Source organism: Alteromonas sp. 4NH20-0104, assembly GCF_057547795.1.
Genome location: NZ_BAAJLP010000021.1, coordinates 1 through 13,743, shown reverse-complemented (window position 1 = coordinate 13,743; position 13,743 = coordinate 1). Strand labels below are relative to the sequence as shown.

16 protein-coding genes are annotated in these 13,743 nt (G+C 50.4%); 7 read left to right on the top strand and 9 right to left on the bottom strand.

Annotated elements, in window-relative coordinates:
* Positions 1–118 precede the first annotated feature (118 nt).
* Genes AC27IB_RS15130 through AC27IB_RS15115 form a run of 4 tightly spaced genes read right to left on the bottom strand, consistent with a single transcriptional unit; the run spans position 119 to position 3,607 of the window.
* Positions 119–712 carry a BON domain-containing protein gene (locus tag AC27IB_RS15130; RefSeq protein ID WP_487121948.1) on the bottom strand — a complete coding sequence of 198 codons (594 nt, stop codon included), beginning with the start codon at positions 710–712 and terminating at the stop codon, positions 119–121.
* Positions 702–1,301, bottom strand: coding sequence for a phosphoheptose isomerase (locus AC27IB_RS15125; protein WP_105936437.1), 600 nt, complete (start codon positions 1,299–1,301; stop codon positions 702–704). The genes AC27IB_RS15130 and AC27IB_RS15125 overlap by 11 nt, the downstream gene beginning before the upstream one ends.
* A gap of 43 nt (positions 1,302–1,344) precedes the next feature.
* Positions 1,345–1,689: a YraN family protein gene (locus tag AC27IB_RS15120; protein WP_296044098.1), complete on the bottom strand. Its 345-nt coding sequence runs from the start codon at positions 1,687–1,689 to the stop codon at positions 1,345–1,347.
* Positions 1,690–1,693: 4 nt separating this feature from the next.
* Complete coding sequence (locus AC27IB_RS15115) at positions 1,694–3,607, bottom strand: penicillin-binding protein activator (RefSeq protein ID WP_296044097.1); 1,914 nt, start codon at positions 3,605–3,607, stop codon at positions 1,694–1,696.
* A gap of 177 nt (positions 3,608–3,784) precedes the next feature.
* Between AC27IB_RS15115 and rsmI the strand changes: the two genes are divergently transcribed.
* Both rsmI and AC27IB_RS15105 read left to right on the top strand, forming a co-directional pair.
* Positions 3,785–4,618: a 16S rRNA (cytidine(1402)-2'-O)-methyltransferase gene (gene rsmI / locus AC27IB_RS15110; protein ID WP_296044095.1), complete on the top strand. Its 834-nt coding sequence runs from the start codon at positions 3,785–3,787 to the stop codon at positions 4,616–4,618.
* Positions 4,619–4,755: 137 nt separating this feature from the next.
* Positions 4,756–5,022, top strand: a complete 267-nt coding sequence (locus tag AC27IB_RS15105; RefSeq protein WP_487121945.1) for a hypothetical protein — start codon at positions 4,756–4,758, stop codon at positions 5,020–5,022.
* A gap of 57 nt (positions 5,023–5,079) precedes the next feature.
* Here the strand turns inward: AC27IB_RS15105 and nspC are convergent, their stop codons facing one another.
* From nspC to AC27IB_RS15085, 4 genes are all read right to left on the bottom strand, one after another.
* Entirely contained in the window at positions 5,080–6,210 is a 1,131-nt protein-coding gene (gene nspC / locus AC27IB_RS15100; protein WP_296044090.1) for a carboxynorspermidine decarboxylase, read from the bottom strand.
* Positions 6,211–6,233: 23 nt separating this feature from the next.
* Positions 6,234–7,436: a saccharopine dehydrogenase family protein gene (locus AC27IB_RS15095; protein ID WP_296044088.1), complete on the bottom strand. Its 1,203-nt coding sequence runs from the start codon at positions 7,434–7,436 to the stop codon at positions 6,234–6,236.
* 146 nt (positions 7,437–7,582) lie between these two features.
* Positions 7,583–7,990 (bottom strand): hypothetical protein, encoded by a 408-nt coding sequence (locus AC27IB_RS15090; protein WP_296044087.1) that lies wholly within the window; start codon positions 7,988–7,990, stop codon positions 7,583–7,585.
* Positions 7,991–8,031: 41 nt separating this feature from the next.
* Complete coding sequence (locus AC27IB_RS15085) at positions 8,032–8,949, bottom strand: 1-aminocyclopropane-1-carboxylate deaminase/D-cysteine desulfhydrase (protein WP_296044085.1); 918 nt, start codon at positions 8,947–8,949, stop codon at positions 8,032–8,034.
* 137 nt (positions 8,950–9,086) lie between these two features.
* Between AC27IB_RS15085 and AC27IB_RS15080 the strand changes: the two genes are divergently transcribed.
* Genes AC27IB_RS15080 through AC27IB_RS15070 form a run of 3 tightly spaced genes read left to right on the top strand, consistent with a single transcriptional unit; the run spans position 9,087 to position 10,572 of the window.
* Positions 9,087–9,623 (top strand): chalcone isomerase family protein, encoded by a 537-nt coding sequence (locus AC27IB_RS15080; protein WP_296044083.1) that lies wholly within the window; start codon positions 9,087–9,089, stop codon positions 9,621–9,623.
* A 2-nt stretch (positions 9,624–9,625) separates the two neighbouring features.
* Entirely contained in the window at positions 9,626–10,156 is a 531-nt protein-coding gene (locus tag AC27IB_RS15075; RefSeq protein WP_296044081.1) for a DUF3833 domain-containing protein, read from the top strand.
* 32 nt (positions 10,157–10,188) lie between these two features.
* On the top strand, positions 10,189–10,572 hold the full coding sequence (locus AC27IB_RS15070) for an MAPEG family protein (protein ID WP_487121941.1): 384 nt from the start codon (positions 10,189–10,191) through the stop codon (positions 10,570–10,572).
* 54 nt (positions 10,573–10,626) lie between these two features.
* Here AC27IB_RS15070 and aceK read toward each other — a convergent pair whose 3' ends face one another.
* On the bottom strand, positions 10,627–12,348 hold the full coding sequence (aceK, locus tag AC27IB_RS15065) for a bifunctional isocitrate dehydrogenase kinase/phosphatase (protein ID WP_296044077.1): 1,722 nt from the start codon (positions 12,346–12,348) through the stop codon (positions 10,627–10,629).
* A gap of 149 nt (positions 12,349–12,497) precedes the next feature.
* Here aceK and AC27IB_RS15060 point away from each other — a divergent pair, with 149 nt between their 5' ends.
* Both AC27IB_RS15060 and AC27IB_RS15055 read left to right on the top strand, forming a co-directional pair.
* Complete coding sequence (locus AC27IB_RS15060) at positions 12,498–12,878, top strand: SpoIIAA family protein (protein ID WP_487121939.1); 381 nt, start codon at positions 12,498–12,500, stop codon at positions 12,876–12,878.
* Between the two features lie 141 nt (positions 12,879–13,019).
* Positions 13,020–13,538 carry a PepSY domain-containing protein gene (locus AC27IB_RS15055; RefSeq protein WP_296044073.1) on the top strand — a complete coding sequence of 173 codons (519 nt, stop codon included), beginning with the start codon at positions 13,020–13,022 and terminating at the stop codon, positions 13,536–13,538.
* Positions 13,539–13,743: the final 205 nt, after the last annotated feature.

Here is a 13,743-nt window from a genome sequence, read left to right as displayed (position 1 = left end):
CAGAGTAGTATTTTTAGCATAAAGGCAGCGAGCACCTTTGTCTATCAGCGAAATAATTTGATTAAGGTTTGCTGAGCAGGGTCAATAAAAGCGTTTCATTTAACCCTTTTCAGTCTGTCTAATAGATTTCAAAAGCGCGAATAACCCGGGCGACTCCGTCCACATGACGAGCAATGTCTACCGCGGCGGTGGCTTCCTGATTGGTAACTAACCCCATTAAAAAGACTTCTGAATCTTCCACAATAATACTGATTTGAGAGGTTGGCACCTTCTCTGAGGCCAGAATCTTAGTGCGTATTTTGGTGGCCAGCCAGCGGTCATAAAGCTCACTGGAGGTGGCAATGGGCTGACCAATACGGATCTGATTATGGATCTTGTTGACATAACTAATGCTGCGAATCTGTTCTTCGGCCTGCTTAATATCGGCCTGGCTTGCCGCTTGCCCGGTAAGTAACGCCACCTTGTTGTAAACGGTCACTTCAATATTGGCCGTTTCGCTAAGGTTTTCCTGCTTTCCTATTAGCCGGGAAGCGGTATTCTGCGCATTAAAATCGTCTAACTGGGTGCCAGCCGTGCGCCGGTCATTAGACACCGACACTGCCGTGGCGCTCACGGCACCCACAGCCACTACTGCACAGCCGTTAAGGCTGCTAGATAATATCAGCACCGCAGCCAGGGTGAGTACTTTACGGGCAGGCATTTTAATAGCCATCCGGATCATGAGCCGGGAACAAACTGTCATCAATACATTCACACAGGCAATGAATGACCAGCAGGTGAACTTCCTGAATGCGAGCGGTCCGGTTTGAGGGGACACGGATTTCCACATCGTGTTCGCCAAGAAAACCGGCCATTTCGCCGCCGTCTTTACCGGTTAACGCAACGATTGTCATATCTCGCGACAGCGCGGCTTCCATGGCGTTGATAACATTGCGTGAGTTGCCACTGGTAGAAATCGCCAGCAACACATCGCCAGGCTGTCCCAGGGCACGTACCTGTTTGGAAAACACTTCATCATAACTGTAGTCATTAGTGATTGAAGTTAGTGTTGAGGTGTCGGTAGTAATGGCGATAGCGGGCAAGCTGGGGCGGTCGCGCTCAAAGCGGTTTAACATTTCCGAGGAAAAGTGCTGGGCATCGCCGGCCGAACCGCCATTCCCACAGCTTAAAATTTTATTACCCCGGATAAGCGCCTCAACCATCATCATGGCGGCCTTATCGATGGCCGGAGGCAGCATTTCTGATGCGGCAATTTTGGTTTGAATACTTTCAGTAAAATTCGCTTTGATATTTTCAATCATGTAGATATAACGTTTCTCGTTGACTGCTAGGGAGCCCATGGCGCTACAGGCTGATGTTCTTTATCCAGTTGATAGTATCACCGTCAATGACCACCGCGTCGAGTCGCATGGGAACCATATTGGAATTGATGCCATTATCACTTAAATAACGTTGAAACGCAGTACCCATTCGGTGAATTTTTGCCGGACTGATGGTTTCACCTGCATGGCCATGGCTATCCTGTTGGCGATATTTTACTTCCACGCAAACCCAGGTTTGCTGGTCTTTCATGATCAAATCGATTTCGCTGCCGCGATAGGTTACGTTTTGGCTAACGAAAATCAGCCCGGCTCGCTGCAGGTACTTTCTGGCACGCTGTTCCTGGTGGTGACCAATCCAACGTGCCATAACGCTATTCGGCCAGTACCTGAACGCGCTCCTGAGTTACGACTGCTTCAGGCAAACTGCGCACAATTTCGTTGTTCTGATTAACACTAAGAGCGCCCGTCAGCCCCTGGTATTGCAGTTGTGGTAACCACGCCATACTGTTTAAGCGGGGGAGCAGGTTGTAGGCATCCACGCCAAAGGCAAACAGTCGTTGCAGCGGGGTGGGGCGTTGTGGCCACAGGGCTTCGGCCTGGGCAGCCAGTGTTTTTGCCGGGTTGTCCGGCAGCACCCAGGGCATATCGAGGAAATGCAGGTTTTCCAAATCCCGCCACTGGTTACGCGACTGCGCATAATCAATGGAACGTGAGGTGGCAAAAACGGGAACCGTGACGCCACCAAAGGGACTGATGCTGGCTTCAATGACCGGGTTAACCAGTTCGGTTTGTTCGGGGGATGTAAACACCACTACCGCATCAATATCGCGTCGGTTACGCGACATGTTGTATAACTCATTGTCGGCAAAGCTCTGGATCTCTTTAATTCGTTCCTTACTCTGGGCAACGTCTAACGCCTCTAAAATTCCTTCGCGCAGGGTATTGTTGTCGGAATAAGTCACCAGGGTCGGGGCACTGTGCTGACTGGCCGCCAAACCGCTGGTGAGTTGTTGCCAGCGGCTTAAAAAGGCGTCTTGCATCCGCTGATGCAGAGTGTTTTCTGAGGCCACCAGTACAGGTGAACGACGCCCCTGTGCAAAGACCCGCTCGGCTAACTGGCTGGCTTCATCTTCCGGGGCCAGTGCGTAGTAAACCTGCGAGCTAAAGCTGGCTGGCAGGCGTTCTTCTGCCTGCTCAGTATCGCCAATTGCTGGCATGGCTGTTTCTGGGCGGTTCAGCGTCAGAATGCGGTGCTGGCCACTCAGTTTTGGCAACACGGCATCGACATTCTCCTTCAGCAGGGGGCCAATTATCCAGTCTGCATCGGCCGCGGCGGCTACCAGCTCGTCAGCGCTGACACCATTGGTATCAACAAATTGCAGCTCAGGGATCTGGGTTGCGTTCATGGCACTGGCATCATTAAAGTAGGCTGCCAGAATCCCTTCTTTAATTGCCGAACCAGTCACTTGCAGGCGGCCACTCAGCGGTAACATAACCACAATGGTTGCGCGGCTGGTTGGCGTCAGCTGAGCGAGGTTGCTAAGGTTATCCGGCCAGTGTGTTACCAGGGGATGATTGCGAAAAACCCGCTGATACTGGCTGAGTTGTTGTTTGAGCATCTCTGGCTCAAAGCCATGTTCCAGAATAAGCTGGCGTAATGAAACGTAAGCCGGGAGTTTGGTAAAACGGGCGCTGTTTTGCAGCTGTCCGGGCGTTGCCTGATTAACCCATTGCCAGGCTTGTGCAATGTGTTCAGGGGTTGTCTCATCACTCATCAGCAACGCATTGGCGGCTGCCAGCCACTGCCCGAGGCGGGCATGTTCGACCGCCATTAAGGCAAATTTTCGCGCTGTAACAACGGGGTCTGAAGCGTTAATTGATTGCAGCAGCTCGAGCCGCTGGGCGCTGCCTACACGGGGATCATTGCCGTAAAGTTCAACCAGCAGTAACTGATAGCGGTTTTGCTGGGCAGGTTGCTGAAGTTGATCGCGCAGCATGTAGGTAATCTGACTGGCTTTTGCCGGCTCGCCGCTAGCCAGAAAGGCTTCCGCAGCATCCAGCAGAGCACCATTGCGCAGGTTTTTATCACCGGTCTCCTGCCACAGGTCTTGTGCATTCGCCACTATCATTGCCGGTGTCAGCGGGGTCTTGTCAACATCTTCTGTCGGTGTTTGTTTTACCGGCGTTGTAACGGGGGCGCGAGTGGTGGGCGCTGTAGAACCGCAACCGTACAACAGCAATGTCACACTCAAACCAAACAGTAACCATGGGTAAGATCGGCGCATAAAGGGTCAGCGATTCCATACAATTATTCCTGAATAGCCAGTTTAACTGACTGATAATGAAAATCTACGGGTTAATCCAAATTCTGGCCGATTGACCGGGCAATCCCACGCAAAGGTTTCCGCCACTGGCACAAACAGGTATATTGGCAGCCTTTCCCTGTTCCCGGATTTTTCGTTATGACCGCAGCCACACTTTACATTGTCCCTACGCCTATTGGTAACCTGCAGGATATTACTCAGCGTGCCATTGAAGTGTTAGGTTCGGTGAACTGGATTGCTGCGGAGGATACCCGTCACAGCCAGAAGCTGTTACAGCACTTTACGATTCAGGCGAAAACCCTGTCACTGCACGATCACAATGAAGAAAAGCGCACACAAATGTTGTGCAACAAACTGCTCGACGGTGAATCGGTAGCGCTCATCAGTGATGCGGGCACTCCTTTGATCAGCGATCCCGGTTTTGTACTGGTAAGAGCCTGCCGGGCTAAGAATATTAATGTCGTTGCCCTGCCGGGCCCTTGTGCTGCGATTACCGCGCTGAGCGCTTCGGGGCTGGCCACCGACCGGTTTATTTTTGAAGGTTTTTTACCGGTAAAGAACCAGGCTCGTATGAATGTGCTGGCAACCCTGGTTGACCGTACCTGCACCAGCGTATTTTATGAAGCGCCGCGGCGCATACTGGATACTGTTAACGATATCAAAGCGGCGTTGGGTGCCGAGCGCCATCTGGTGCTGGCCAAAGAACTAACCAAAACCTTTGAAACTTATATCAGTGATACGCCGGACGGGGTTATTGCCTGGCTGGAAGAAGATGCTGTGCATCAGAAGGGGGAATTTGTGCTAATGGTCGCCGGTGCACCGCCTGCCAGTGATGAACTGCCCACGGAAGCGATGGCGCTGCTTAAACGCCTGAAACAGGATTTGCCGCTTAAAAAAGCCGCTGCCATTGTGGCAGATCATTATCAGCTTAAGAAAAACGCTTTGTATCAGGCCGGTTTGGCCCTAGAATAAATTTATCGATTTATCCTACGTCTGGCTGTTTGTTCTAAGGCCGTTATACCAATAATTCTAATATCCTCACACTGGCAAGTGCAGTGTGCTTCTTTAGTTATTTCAGGTGACACATAACGTTTTTCGGAGATTAACGAATGCTGGAGAAAACGCTCAATATCGATATGGAACGCGGTAACTGGATGGTGAATATCATCAACGAGCATGCCGACAACGGTGTCTATGAACTCGTCTCGCCGGCCCGTTCGGCAACCGTGCATATTCATGACAACCATCTCTATGGGTTTGAATACAGTATTGTGGGCAAAGCGGACAGCCCGTTTAAAATTAAACTGGATGACACGGTTCTGGCTGAAGGGAAAATTGCCCCCAGCGGTATTACCCGCGGACACGGTATTCTTTAAATCAAAAAGAAGGCCGCAGAAAATAACGGCCTTCTTTTAACTGACTGATGTCGGGTTTTACGACAGGCGCGACTTAAAGTCGGCATAACTAAACTGACGAACCAGTTCAAAATCGCCGTTGCTGCGTAAAATGCCGATCGCAGGGTGTTCTACCCCGTTGAAGAACGTGGTTTTAACCATGGTGTAATGCATCATGTCTTCAAACTGCAGGCGCGTACCAATTGCCAGTGGCTCGGCGAAACTATAGGTATCTATAACATCGCCGGCGAGGCACGAGTTGCCGCCTAACTTGACATCATGCCCGAGTTCTCCGGGTTGTCCGCCGTGCAATATAGCCGGACGATAAGGCATTTCCAGTACATCCGGCATGTGCGCGGTGGCGGAAATATCCAACAGCGCTATGGGCCCCTCGTTGTTCACAATATCCACCACTTCCGCGATTAACGGCCCGGTTTGCCAGGCCACAGCGGAACCCGGCTCAAGGATCACATCCAGATGAGGGTATTTCGCTTTAAAGGCTTTAAGGGTGTTAATGAGGTGTTCTACATCATAGCCAGCGCGGGTCATCAGGTGGCCACCGCCCAGGTTTAACCACTTAAGCTTACCTAGCCATTGACCGAAACGTTGTTCGATAGCCTCCAGGGTGCGTGCTGTGGCAAACGAGTCACATTCGCACAGGTTATGACAGTGAAACCCGTCGATACCGCTTAAATCGATACCTTCAAGTTCACTGGCCCGGATCCCCAGTCGCGAACCCGGCGCGGCCGGATCATACAACGGAGTGTCGGCTTCCTGATGCTCGGGATTAATTCGCAGTCCCAGTGAAACACCGGGTAAAGCCGTTTTATAAGTCTGCCATTGGCTCAGGCTGTTAAAGGACAGGTGGTTTACCAGTCCCGCCAGTTCGGCAATATCCTTGGCTTTATAAGCCGGCGCATAGGCGTGGACTTCCTTACCCATTTCACTGGCCAGCCGGGCTTCCCAGACCGAGCTGGCTGTCGCGCCGTGCAGATACTGTTTGACAATGTCAAACGTTGACCACATCGAGAACCCTTTGAGCGCCAGAATAATTCTGGCCCCGGATTCGTTTTGCACTCGCTGCATTAGCTGCAGGTTTTTAACCAGCTTCGCTTCTTCCAGCACATAGCAGGGAGAAGGAATATCAGTGCGTTGGGTTAAATCGGTCACGCCATCGTCTCCAGTTATACTCGTTACTTGCTGAAAGGACTGCTGTCACATTCGAGTACGTGCCAGGGCAGGCCGTGTTTATTGAGCTCATCCATAAACGGATCCGGATCAAACTGTTCCATGTTCCAGACACCGGGTTTACGCCATTTACCCTGAAGCATCATCATGGCGCCAATCATCGCAGGAACACCGGTGGTGTATGAAACTGCCTGAGCACCCACTTCATCATTACATACGGCGTGCTCACAGTTGTTGTAAATGAAAATGGTTTTTTCTTTGCCGTCTTTGATACCGGTAATATAGGTTCCGATACAGGTCATTCCGGTATAGCCTTCCGCCAGTGAACCTGGGTTAGGCAATACGGCCTTTAAAAACTCCAGCGGCACAATTTGCTGGCCCTGGAACTCTACCGGTTCAATGCTGGTCATGCCGATGCCTTCCAGTACGCGCAGATGCGTGAGGTAAGCGTCGCCAAAGGTCATCCAGAAACGGGCGCGTTTCAACGAAGGGAAGTGCTTAACGATAGACTCTAACTCTTCATGGAACATCAGATACGAAGCGCGCACGCCAATGTTCTGATAGTCCAGATCTTCACGCACGCTCAGTGGATCGGTTTCTTTCCACTCGCCGTCTTCCCAAAAGCGGCCACGCTGAGTGATTTCGCGAATATTGATTTCCGGATTGAAGTTGGTGGCGAAAGCCTGACCATGGTCGCCGCCGTTACAGTCAACGATATCCAGGTAGTGAATTTCGTCGAAATAGTGCTTTGCCGCGTAGGCGGTGTAAACGTTGGTCACACCCGGATCGAAGCCGCTTCCCAGCAGGGCCATGATGCCGGCCTCTTTAAATTTGTCCTGATACGCCCATTGCCAGCTGTACTCGAATTTAGCCACTTCTTTTGGCTCGTAGTTGGCGGTATCCAGGTAGTCCGTTTGGGTTGCCAGACACGCATCCATAATCGGCAGATCCTGATACGGCAGCGCCAGGTTAACCACCAGATCCGGGTTAACGTCGTTAATTAAGGCTTCAACGGCTTTAGCATCGTCGGCGTCAACGGCGAATACGCCTTTTACGCGATCTGCGCCGACTTCCTGTTGTAATGCTTCGCACTTGGAAACCGTCCGGCTGGCCAGATAGATTTCGTCAAAATACTCAGGTAAACGAGCACATTTTTTGATGGTAACTGCCGCTACGCCACCGGCGCCGATAATCAGAACTCGAGACATATAATTATCCCTTTGGTAATGGATTTAAAATTTGCGATGAATGCTATCAGACGGCGGAAAATAGGCAAGCAAAGTTGACCGTCCATAGCCTGAAAGCATAGCGGCAAAAGCCAGTTTTTGCCTCGTTGATGGATGATTAATGGTGTTTACTTTTCGACCAGCGGTGGTGCCAGGATGACACGCTGATTTTGGCGGTAATAAGGATAAACCACCGAGCGCTCCGGGCGGTTGGGCTCGCACAAAGTAATCACAATGGCATCCTGAGCCTCTTGCTCATTGATTTCAATTTGTGCCGCATACACCAGTGTTGCGTAGGCATCGTTGTCGGTTATGTTGTCAATAATGCGCCACTGCAGGTGCTCCAGAATCTGCATTTCGCCTGGATTCTCAACCCCAAAGTCTTCACTGAACAAACACCCGATACGCCCGTTTTCATAGATAGCGGCGAAGGGATAAAACGAGTTTTCCATACGCAGCAATGTTTTACACAGGGCCAACGACCGGTCAATTAACAGTTGGCCAGGACGTGAAAAAACGGTGTGATTGTCACTCATGTAGTCTCCCTGTTCGTTTTTACTGCTCTTAGTTGGTAACGTTATGAAGTGCCCTGAGGATCAATCCGGGCACCCTGTAATCCACCGGTGTGCAATAATAAAATACGCTGGCCGGCGGCAAAGTACCCCTGCGCCAGCAACTGTTTGACGGCGAAAAATACCTTACCCGAATACACCGGCTCCACAGGAATAGCATAACGTTGCCGCATTTCCTCACACAAATCGAGCAGTGGTGAGGATGTACGGGCATAACCCCCATGGTGATGGTGATGTAAAATTTGCCAGCGACGATCGGCTGTTTCGGGTAAAAATTGTGCTACCAGATTTTCAAGATACCCAACCCCATTCAGAACTGCAATACCCAAAACCTGCTGACTTTCGTTACTACCGGCAATCAGGCCTGCCATGGTGGCGCCACTGGCAACAGGGGTGACTATTTGGTCGAAGGTGGTATGGCATTCCTCAAGCAGAGCTTGCACTCCGCTCAGGGCCGATTGCTGACTGCCCCCTTCAGGAATAATCAGGGCCTGGGGATATTGCTGCCTTAACTGTTCCACGTAATCGGGGTCGTCACGCTTTTTATAGTCCAGCTTGGTGAGATAACGAATATTGGCCTGCCAGTGACACAGGTCGTTGATCATCGGTGTCGGTGAAGCAGAATAATTGCCCCGAATCAGCGCCGTAAACTCAATACCCAACTGGTGGCAGCACCAGCCAAGGGCATGCAGATGATTAGAGAATCCACCACCAAAGCTAACAATATGTTGCGCTGTGGAGGCGTTCTCTGCCAGCAACTGACTCAGCTTGCGCCACTTGTTACCCGAAATGATGGGGTGGATAAGGTCGTCACGTTTAACCCATAAAGTGACTTTCTCTGCGCCCGGCCAGTCCGGCGTAAAACGCTGCAGCGGGGATGGAAGGCTAAGCCCTAATTGACGTGGCAAGTGCCCAGAATGCATGGTGAGAGGCGTTCAAAATTGACCAGTAGAGCAGGGTAATCGCAGCGATTAAAAAGATCAATCATCGTCATTCAGGCAGATGTGATCATGAACGAGCCTAGCCGGGTATAAGAAGCATCAGGTTTTGCGGAGTATCTATGAAAAAATCTTTGCAACGGGCGTACGCCCTGACATTGCTCATTATGAGTAGCGCTGTACAGGCCAGCGCAGGCGTTCCCGAATTAATCAGTGCGGCGGTGCCTGGTGCATCGAAGGTGGGCGAGGCCCGATATTCCTATTTGTTCTGGGATGTTTATGATGCCCGGTTGTTTGCCCCGCAAGGACAGTGGGAACCAGAAGCCGCCTTTGCGCTGGCTCTCACCTATTTACGCGATTTTGATGGTGATGATATTGCTGAGCGGTCCATTAAAGAAATGCGCGAGCAGGGACTGTCGGATAAATCCCGCATAGAACGCTGGCAAAGCACCATGCAGCAAATTTTCCCTGACGTAAAAGAACAGGACACCATCACCGGAATCAAAACCGGCGAAGGGATAACCCGTTTTTTTCACAATGACAAACTGGTCGGCGAGGTTGACGACCCGGCCTTTGGCGAATGGTTTTTTAATATCTGGCTGGGGCCACAAACCACCGAGCCTGAATTTCGGGCTAAATTACTGGAACTGGAGGAATAGTGATGTATCGTTTATTGGTGTTAACGCTTTTTGTTGTGGTCCTGGCTGGCTGCAGTATCTCGGTGGATGGGAGCAAGTATCAGCAAACGACCCCACCGCTGTCTCTTGAAGCGTTTTTTGTTGGTGAGGTAAAAGCCTGGGGAATTGTTCAGAATCGTTCCGGCGATGTGGTACAACGATTTACGGTAAACATCAAAGGCAGTATGGATGGCGACACGCTGGTACTGGATGAATCTTTTGATTATGAAGTGGGCGAGGGCCCCATGCAACGCACCTGGCGCATAACGCCGACTGGCAACGGCAGCTACGAAGGTCGGGCGGGCGATATTCTGGGGGTCGCAACAGGGACCTCCTATGGCAATGCTTTTAATTTTCAATATGAGATGGATTTGCCGGTTGACGATACCACCTATCAGGTGGCCTTCGATGACTGGTTCTGGGCAATGGGTGACGGTACGCTGATGAACCGCTCCTATGTGAAAAAATTTGGCCTGGTGATGGCCGAAGTCACCATCTTTATGCAGCAACAATAACGGTTAGTTTATACAATAAAAGGAGTTCCCTGGTGACGCTATTTTTACTGTGTCTGATGCTGGTTTTCGTTATGCCATTTCTGGCCAAAGTGCCACTGGCGGTGGCGATGCAGCGCGCTGGTGGTTACGATAATCGTGACCCCCGTGCTCAGCAACAATCGCTGCAGGGGTTTGGTGCCCGGGCTAATGCAGCACACTATAATTGTTTCGAAGCCATTACTTACTATGCGCCCGCAGCGCTGGCAGTACTGGCGCTATCTACCGTCGGCCCATTGCATGTATCTCTGGCGGTTGCCTTTGTTGTTTGTCGCATTGTGTATTTATTATGCTATTGGTACGACATCGACAAACTGCGCAGTGTGATGTTTGTGGCAGGGCTGGGCATCAGTATTGCGCTGTTTGCGACGCTGCTCTAGCTAATCATAATCAGCGCCACCTTGCAAAAGTGGCGCCTGCCCTTTATGCCGAAGTTAGCTTTGCGGTGCGCGCCTGAAGCGGCGTGAACCCGGGTAGGGAGTGAAATTATGGATGGTTCCCTGCGATACTTCCTGCTGCGCCTCTCGCCAGTATTGTGGTGTCATCAGGTCGCCGTGGAGGGTTTTGAGCATCTCTTTAAACGGCCGCTTACCCACAATAAAGTGTTCAAACTGCTCAGGAAATACATCGTTCGGTGCCACCGACAGGGTGTCTAAGGCATAAGGATCGTCTGATTTTGGGATTGAGCGAAAATTACGTTCATCCATCCAGCAAATTTCGTCATAGTCGTAAAAAATCACCCGGCCGTGTTTGGTGATACCAAAGTTCTTATGCAGCATGTCGCCGGGAAAGATATTGGCCATGGCAATTTGTTTAATGCAGGTGCCCAGTTCATCAATGGCATTATGCAGCTTATCCGGATCGGTTTCCTGCTGCAGGTAGAGGTTTAGCGGGGTGAGCTTTTTCTCGATATAGAGGTGTTTAATAATCAGCTCATCGTCGGTTAATGCCACGCTGGATTCACAGGTGTCCTTAAGTTCTTCAAGCAAAGCCGGGCAAATTCGGCTGAGCGGAAAGCGAAAATTTACATACTCGTGCGTATCGGCCATCCTACCCACCCGGTCAGACAGCTTCACCAGCTTATACCGGTCGATTACATGCTCTCGGGTGATTTTCTTACTCTCGGCAAATTCGTCCTTAATAATTTTAAACACCACGCCATAAGAGGGCAGGTGAAACACCATCATTACCAACCCGCGTATACCCGGCGCAATTTCAAACTGGTCGTCTGAATTGTCGATGTGGTCGAGGAAGTTACGATAAAAGGCTGTCTTACCGTGCTTATAGTGGCCCAGCGCAATAAACAATTCGAACTGCTTTTTGTTGGGTAAAAGTTCGTGCAGAAATGCAACGAGTTCGCCCGGGAACTGGGTGTCAGCCATGAAATAACTGCGGGCAAAACCGAAAATTACACTGAGATCCTGCCTTTCAGTGAGCAGAGCATCTACGTATATCTGGCGTTCGTCATTGGTGTGTAAAGCGATAACAAAAGGCACCGGCCGCTCAGGCAGGCAGATTCTGCCCACCAGGTAAGCGGCTTTACCGCGGTAAAATACCGGTTTTAGCATTTCAACAGCGGTGACACTGGCCAGTTCTTCTTTGCTGAGGCGCTGGCGCAGTGCATCGTCTAACTGCTGCATGTCCCGGGCGCGATCCTCAAAGCCAATAGTAAACCGGTACCGGGCGAAAATGGATTCGTACATTTCCATCACGGTGGTGGTGGTATCAAAGCTGTGAATGACCTTGTGTCTGTCCTGACCGGCTAAAAAGCAGCGGCTTGAGGTAACAAACATAATCGAATTATCAATAGATTTATGCCGGAAGACCTTGCCAATGACCGAGTTATAAAAGGTTTCAGCCAGTTCATACTGTGGATGGCTTTCGATGAGTCCGGCAAAGGCTTTTTTTAGTTCCTCCCAGAACTGGCGGTCCTGACGATGATCCATTATAAAATCATATAGTTCGGCCACAGCCGTTGCCAGGCTTTGCTCATACAATGATATACGCTCTTTAGAGGCGGCCAGCGCCTGCTGCCACTGGCCTTTTTCGAAACGCTCCTGCGCTCCACGGGTGACACGACTGAACCAGCGATAGTTTTTATCAAAGCTGGTCATGATCTGATAGGCCATTTTCTTGGCTTGCGCTTTATCTGCCACGGTAAGTATCCGACTAAACTCAATGAACAGAACATAGCATAAGCAGGCTGGGGTTCGGTACGCCCTGCTACGTTATGTTGATATAAATCAGCATGAATAGTAGTACGCTGCAGTACACTAATTTTAAAACTTAAGTAGAGGGAGGCTTTATGACTCAGGTTACTCACGGTATTGCAATTGGTATTGAACGGTTTGAAAACACCCTTTATGTGTCAATGAAGGCAGTGGGAAAGTTAACCCATGAAGACTATAAAGCGTTCACCCCATTACTCGAAGGGGCGCTGGAAAGCATTGAATCACCACAGGTGAAAATGCTCTTTGATGCCAGCGAATTCAAAGGTTGGGAATTACGCGCCGCCTGGGATGATTTTAAAATTGGCCTGCGTCATGGCAGTGAATTTAGCAAGATTGCGATAGTCGGCCACTCAGACTGGCAGGCGCTGATGGCCAGTCTTGGCAGTTGGTTTATCAGCGGCGAGATCAACTATTTCACTGATACCCGTGAGGCAATTAACTGGTTGTGTGAGTAACTGCAACGCGGCTGGCGAACCGATAAGCGTTAAGAAAAGTTAATTCACTGTATTCCCCGGTAAATTTTCGGCAGAATAGCGCCTGATGATTAACCCCCAGGCAGACTGACTGCTGCATTTCGAGTTTTAAAGAGGACCTTCATGGCGTCGCCCAAATTTCACAATGGCTTTAGAAAATACCATCGTTGGATTGGCTTTTTTCTTGCCGGTATCATGGCTGTTTATGCCCTTAGTGGTGTGTTGCTAATATTTCGAACGACTGACTTTATGAAGTTTGAGCAAACTTCTCATCGCCAGTTAGACGCCGGGCTAAACGGCAAAGGACTGGGTGAGCAGTTGCGTATGCGCGGCTTTAAAGTGGAACAGGAGACTGATGGCAAAATCATTTTTGCCCAGGGTGAATACGATAAACAAACCGGTCAGGCTCTTGTGACGGCTAAGGATTACCCGTTCCCGCTGAATAAAATGGTGAAGTTACATAAAGCAACTACCAACAGCCCCCTGTTTTTTATGAACATTGCTTTTGGTATTGCGTTGCTGTTTTTCGTGGTGTCAGCCTTTTTAATGTTTATCCCGCGGGCATTACCGTTTAAAAACGGGCTTAAAATCGCCGGTGTTGGTTTTGTGTTTGCTGTGCTGATGGTGCTGTTTGGCAGTTAGTCATCCCAGGCTGAATGTGTAGGAAGCCGCTTTGCTGTTGCAAGCGGCTTTTTTTATGGTGTGCCGGGCATGGCGCGTGGTGTTTCGACACCGTTTAACTCACTGTGGTGGTGAGTTGATGACTTGGAGGTGAAAGTCCTCTTCACACCCGGCAAGGGGAAGTGCTAGCCGAACGGCAAGGGTGTTCATCGTGAGGTGAAATCTG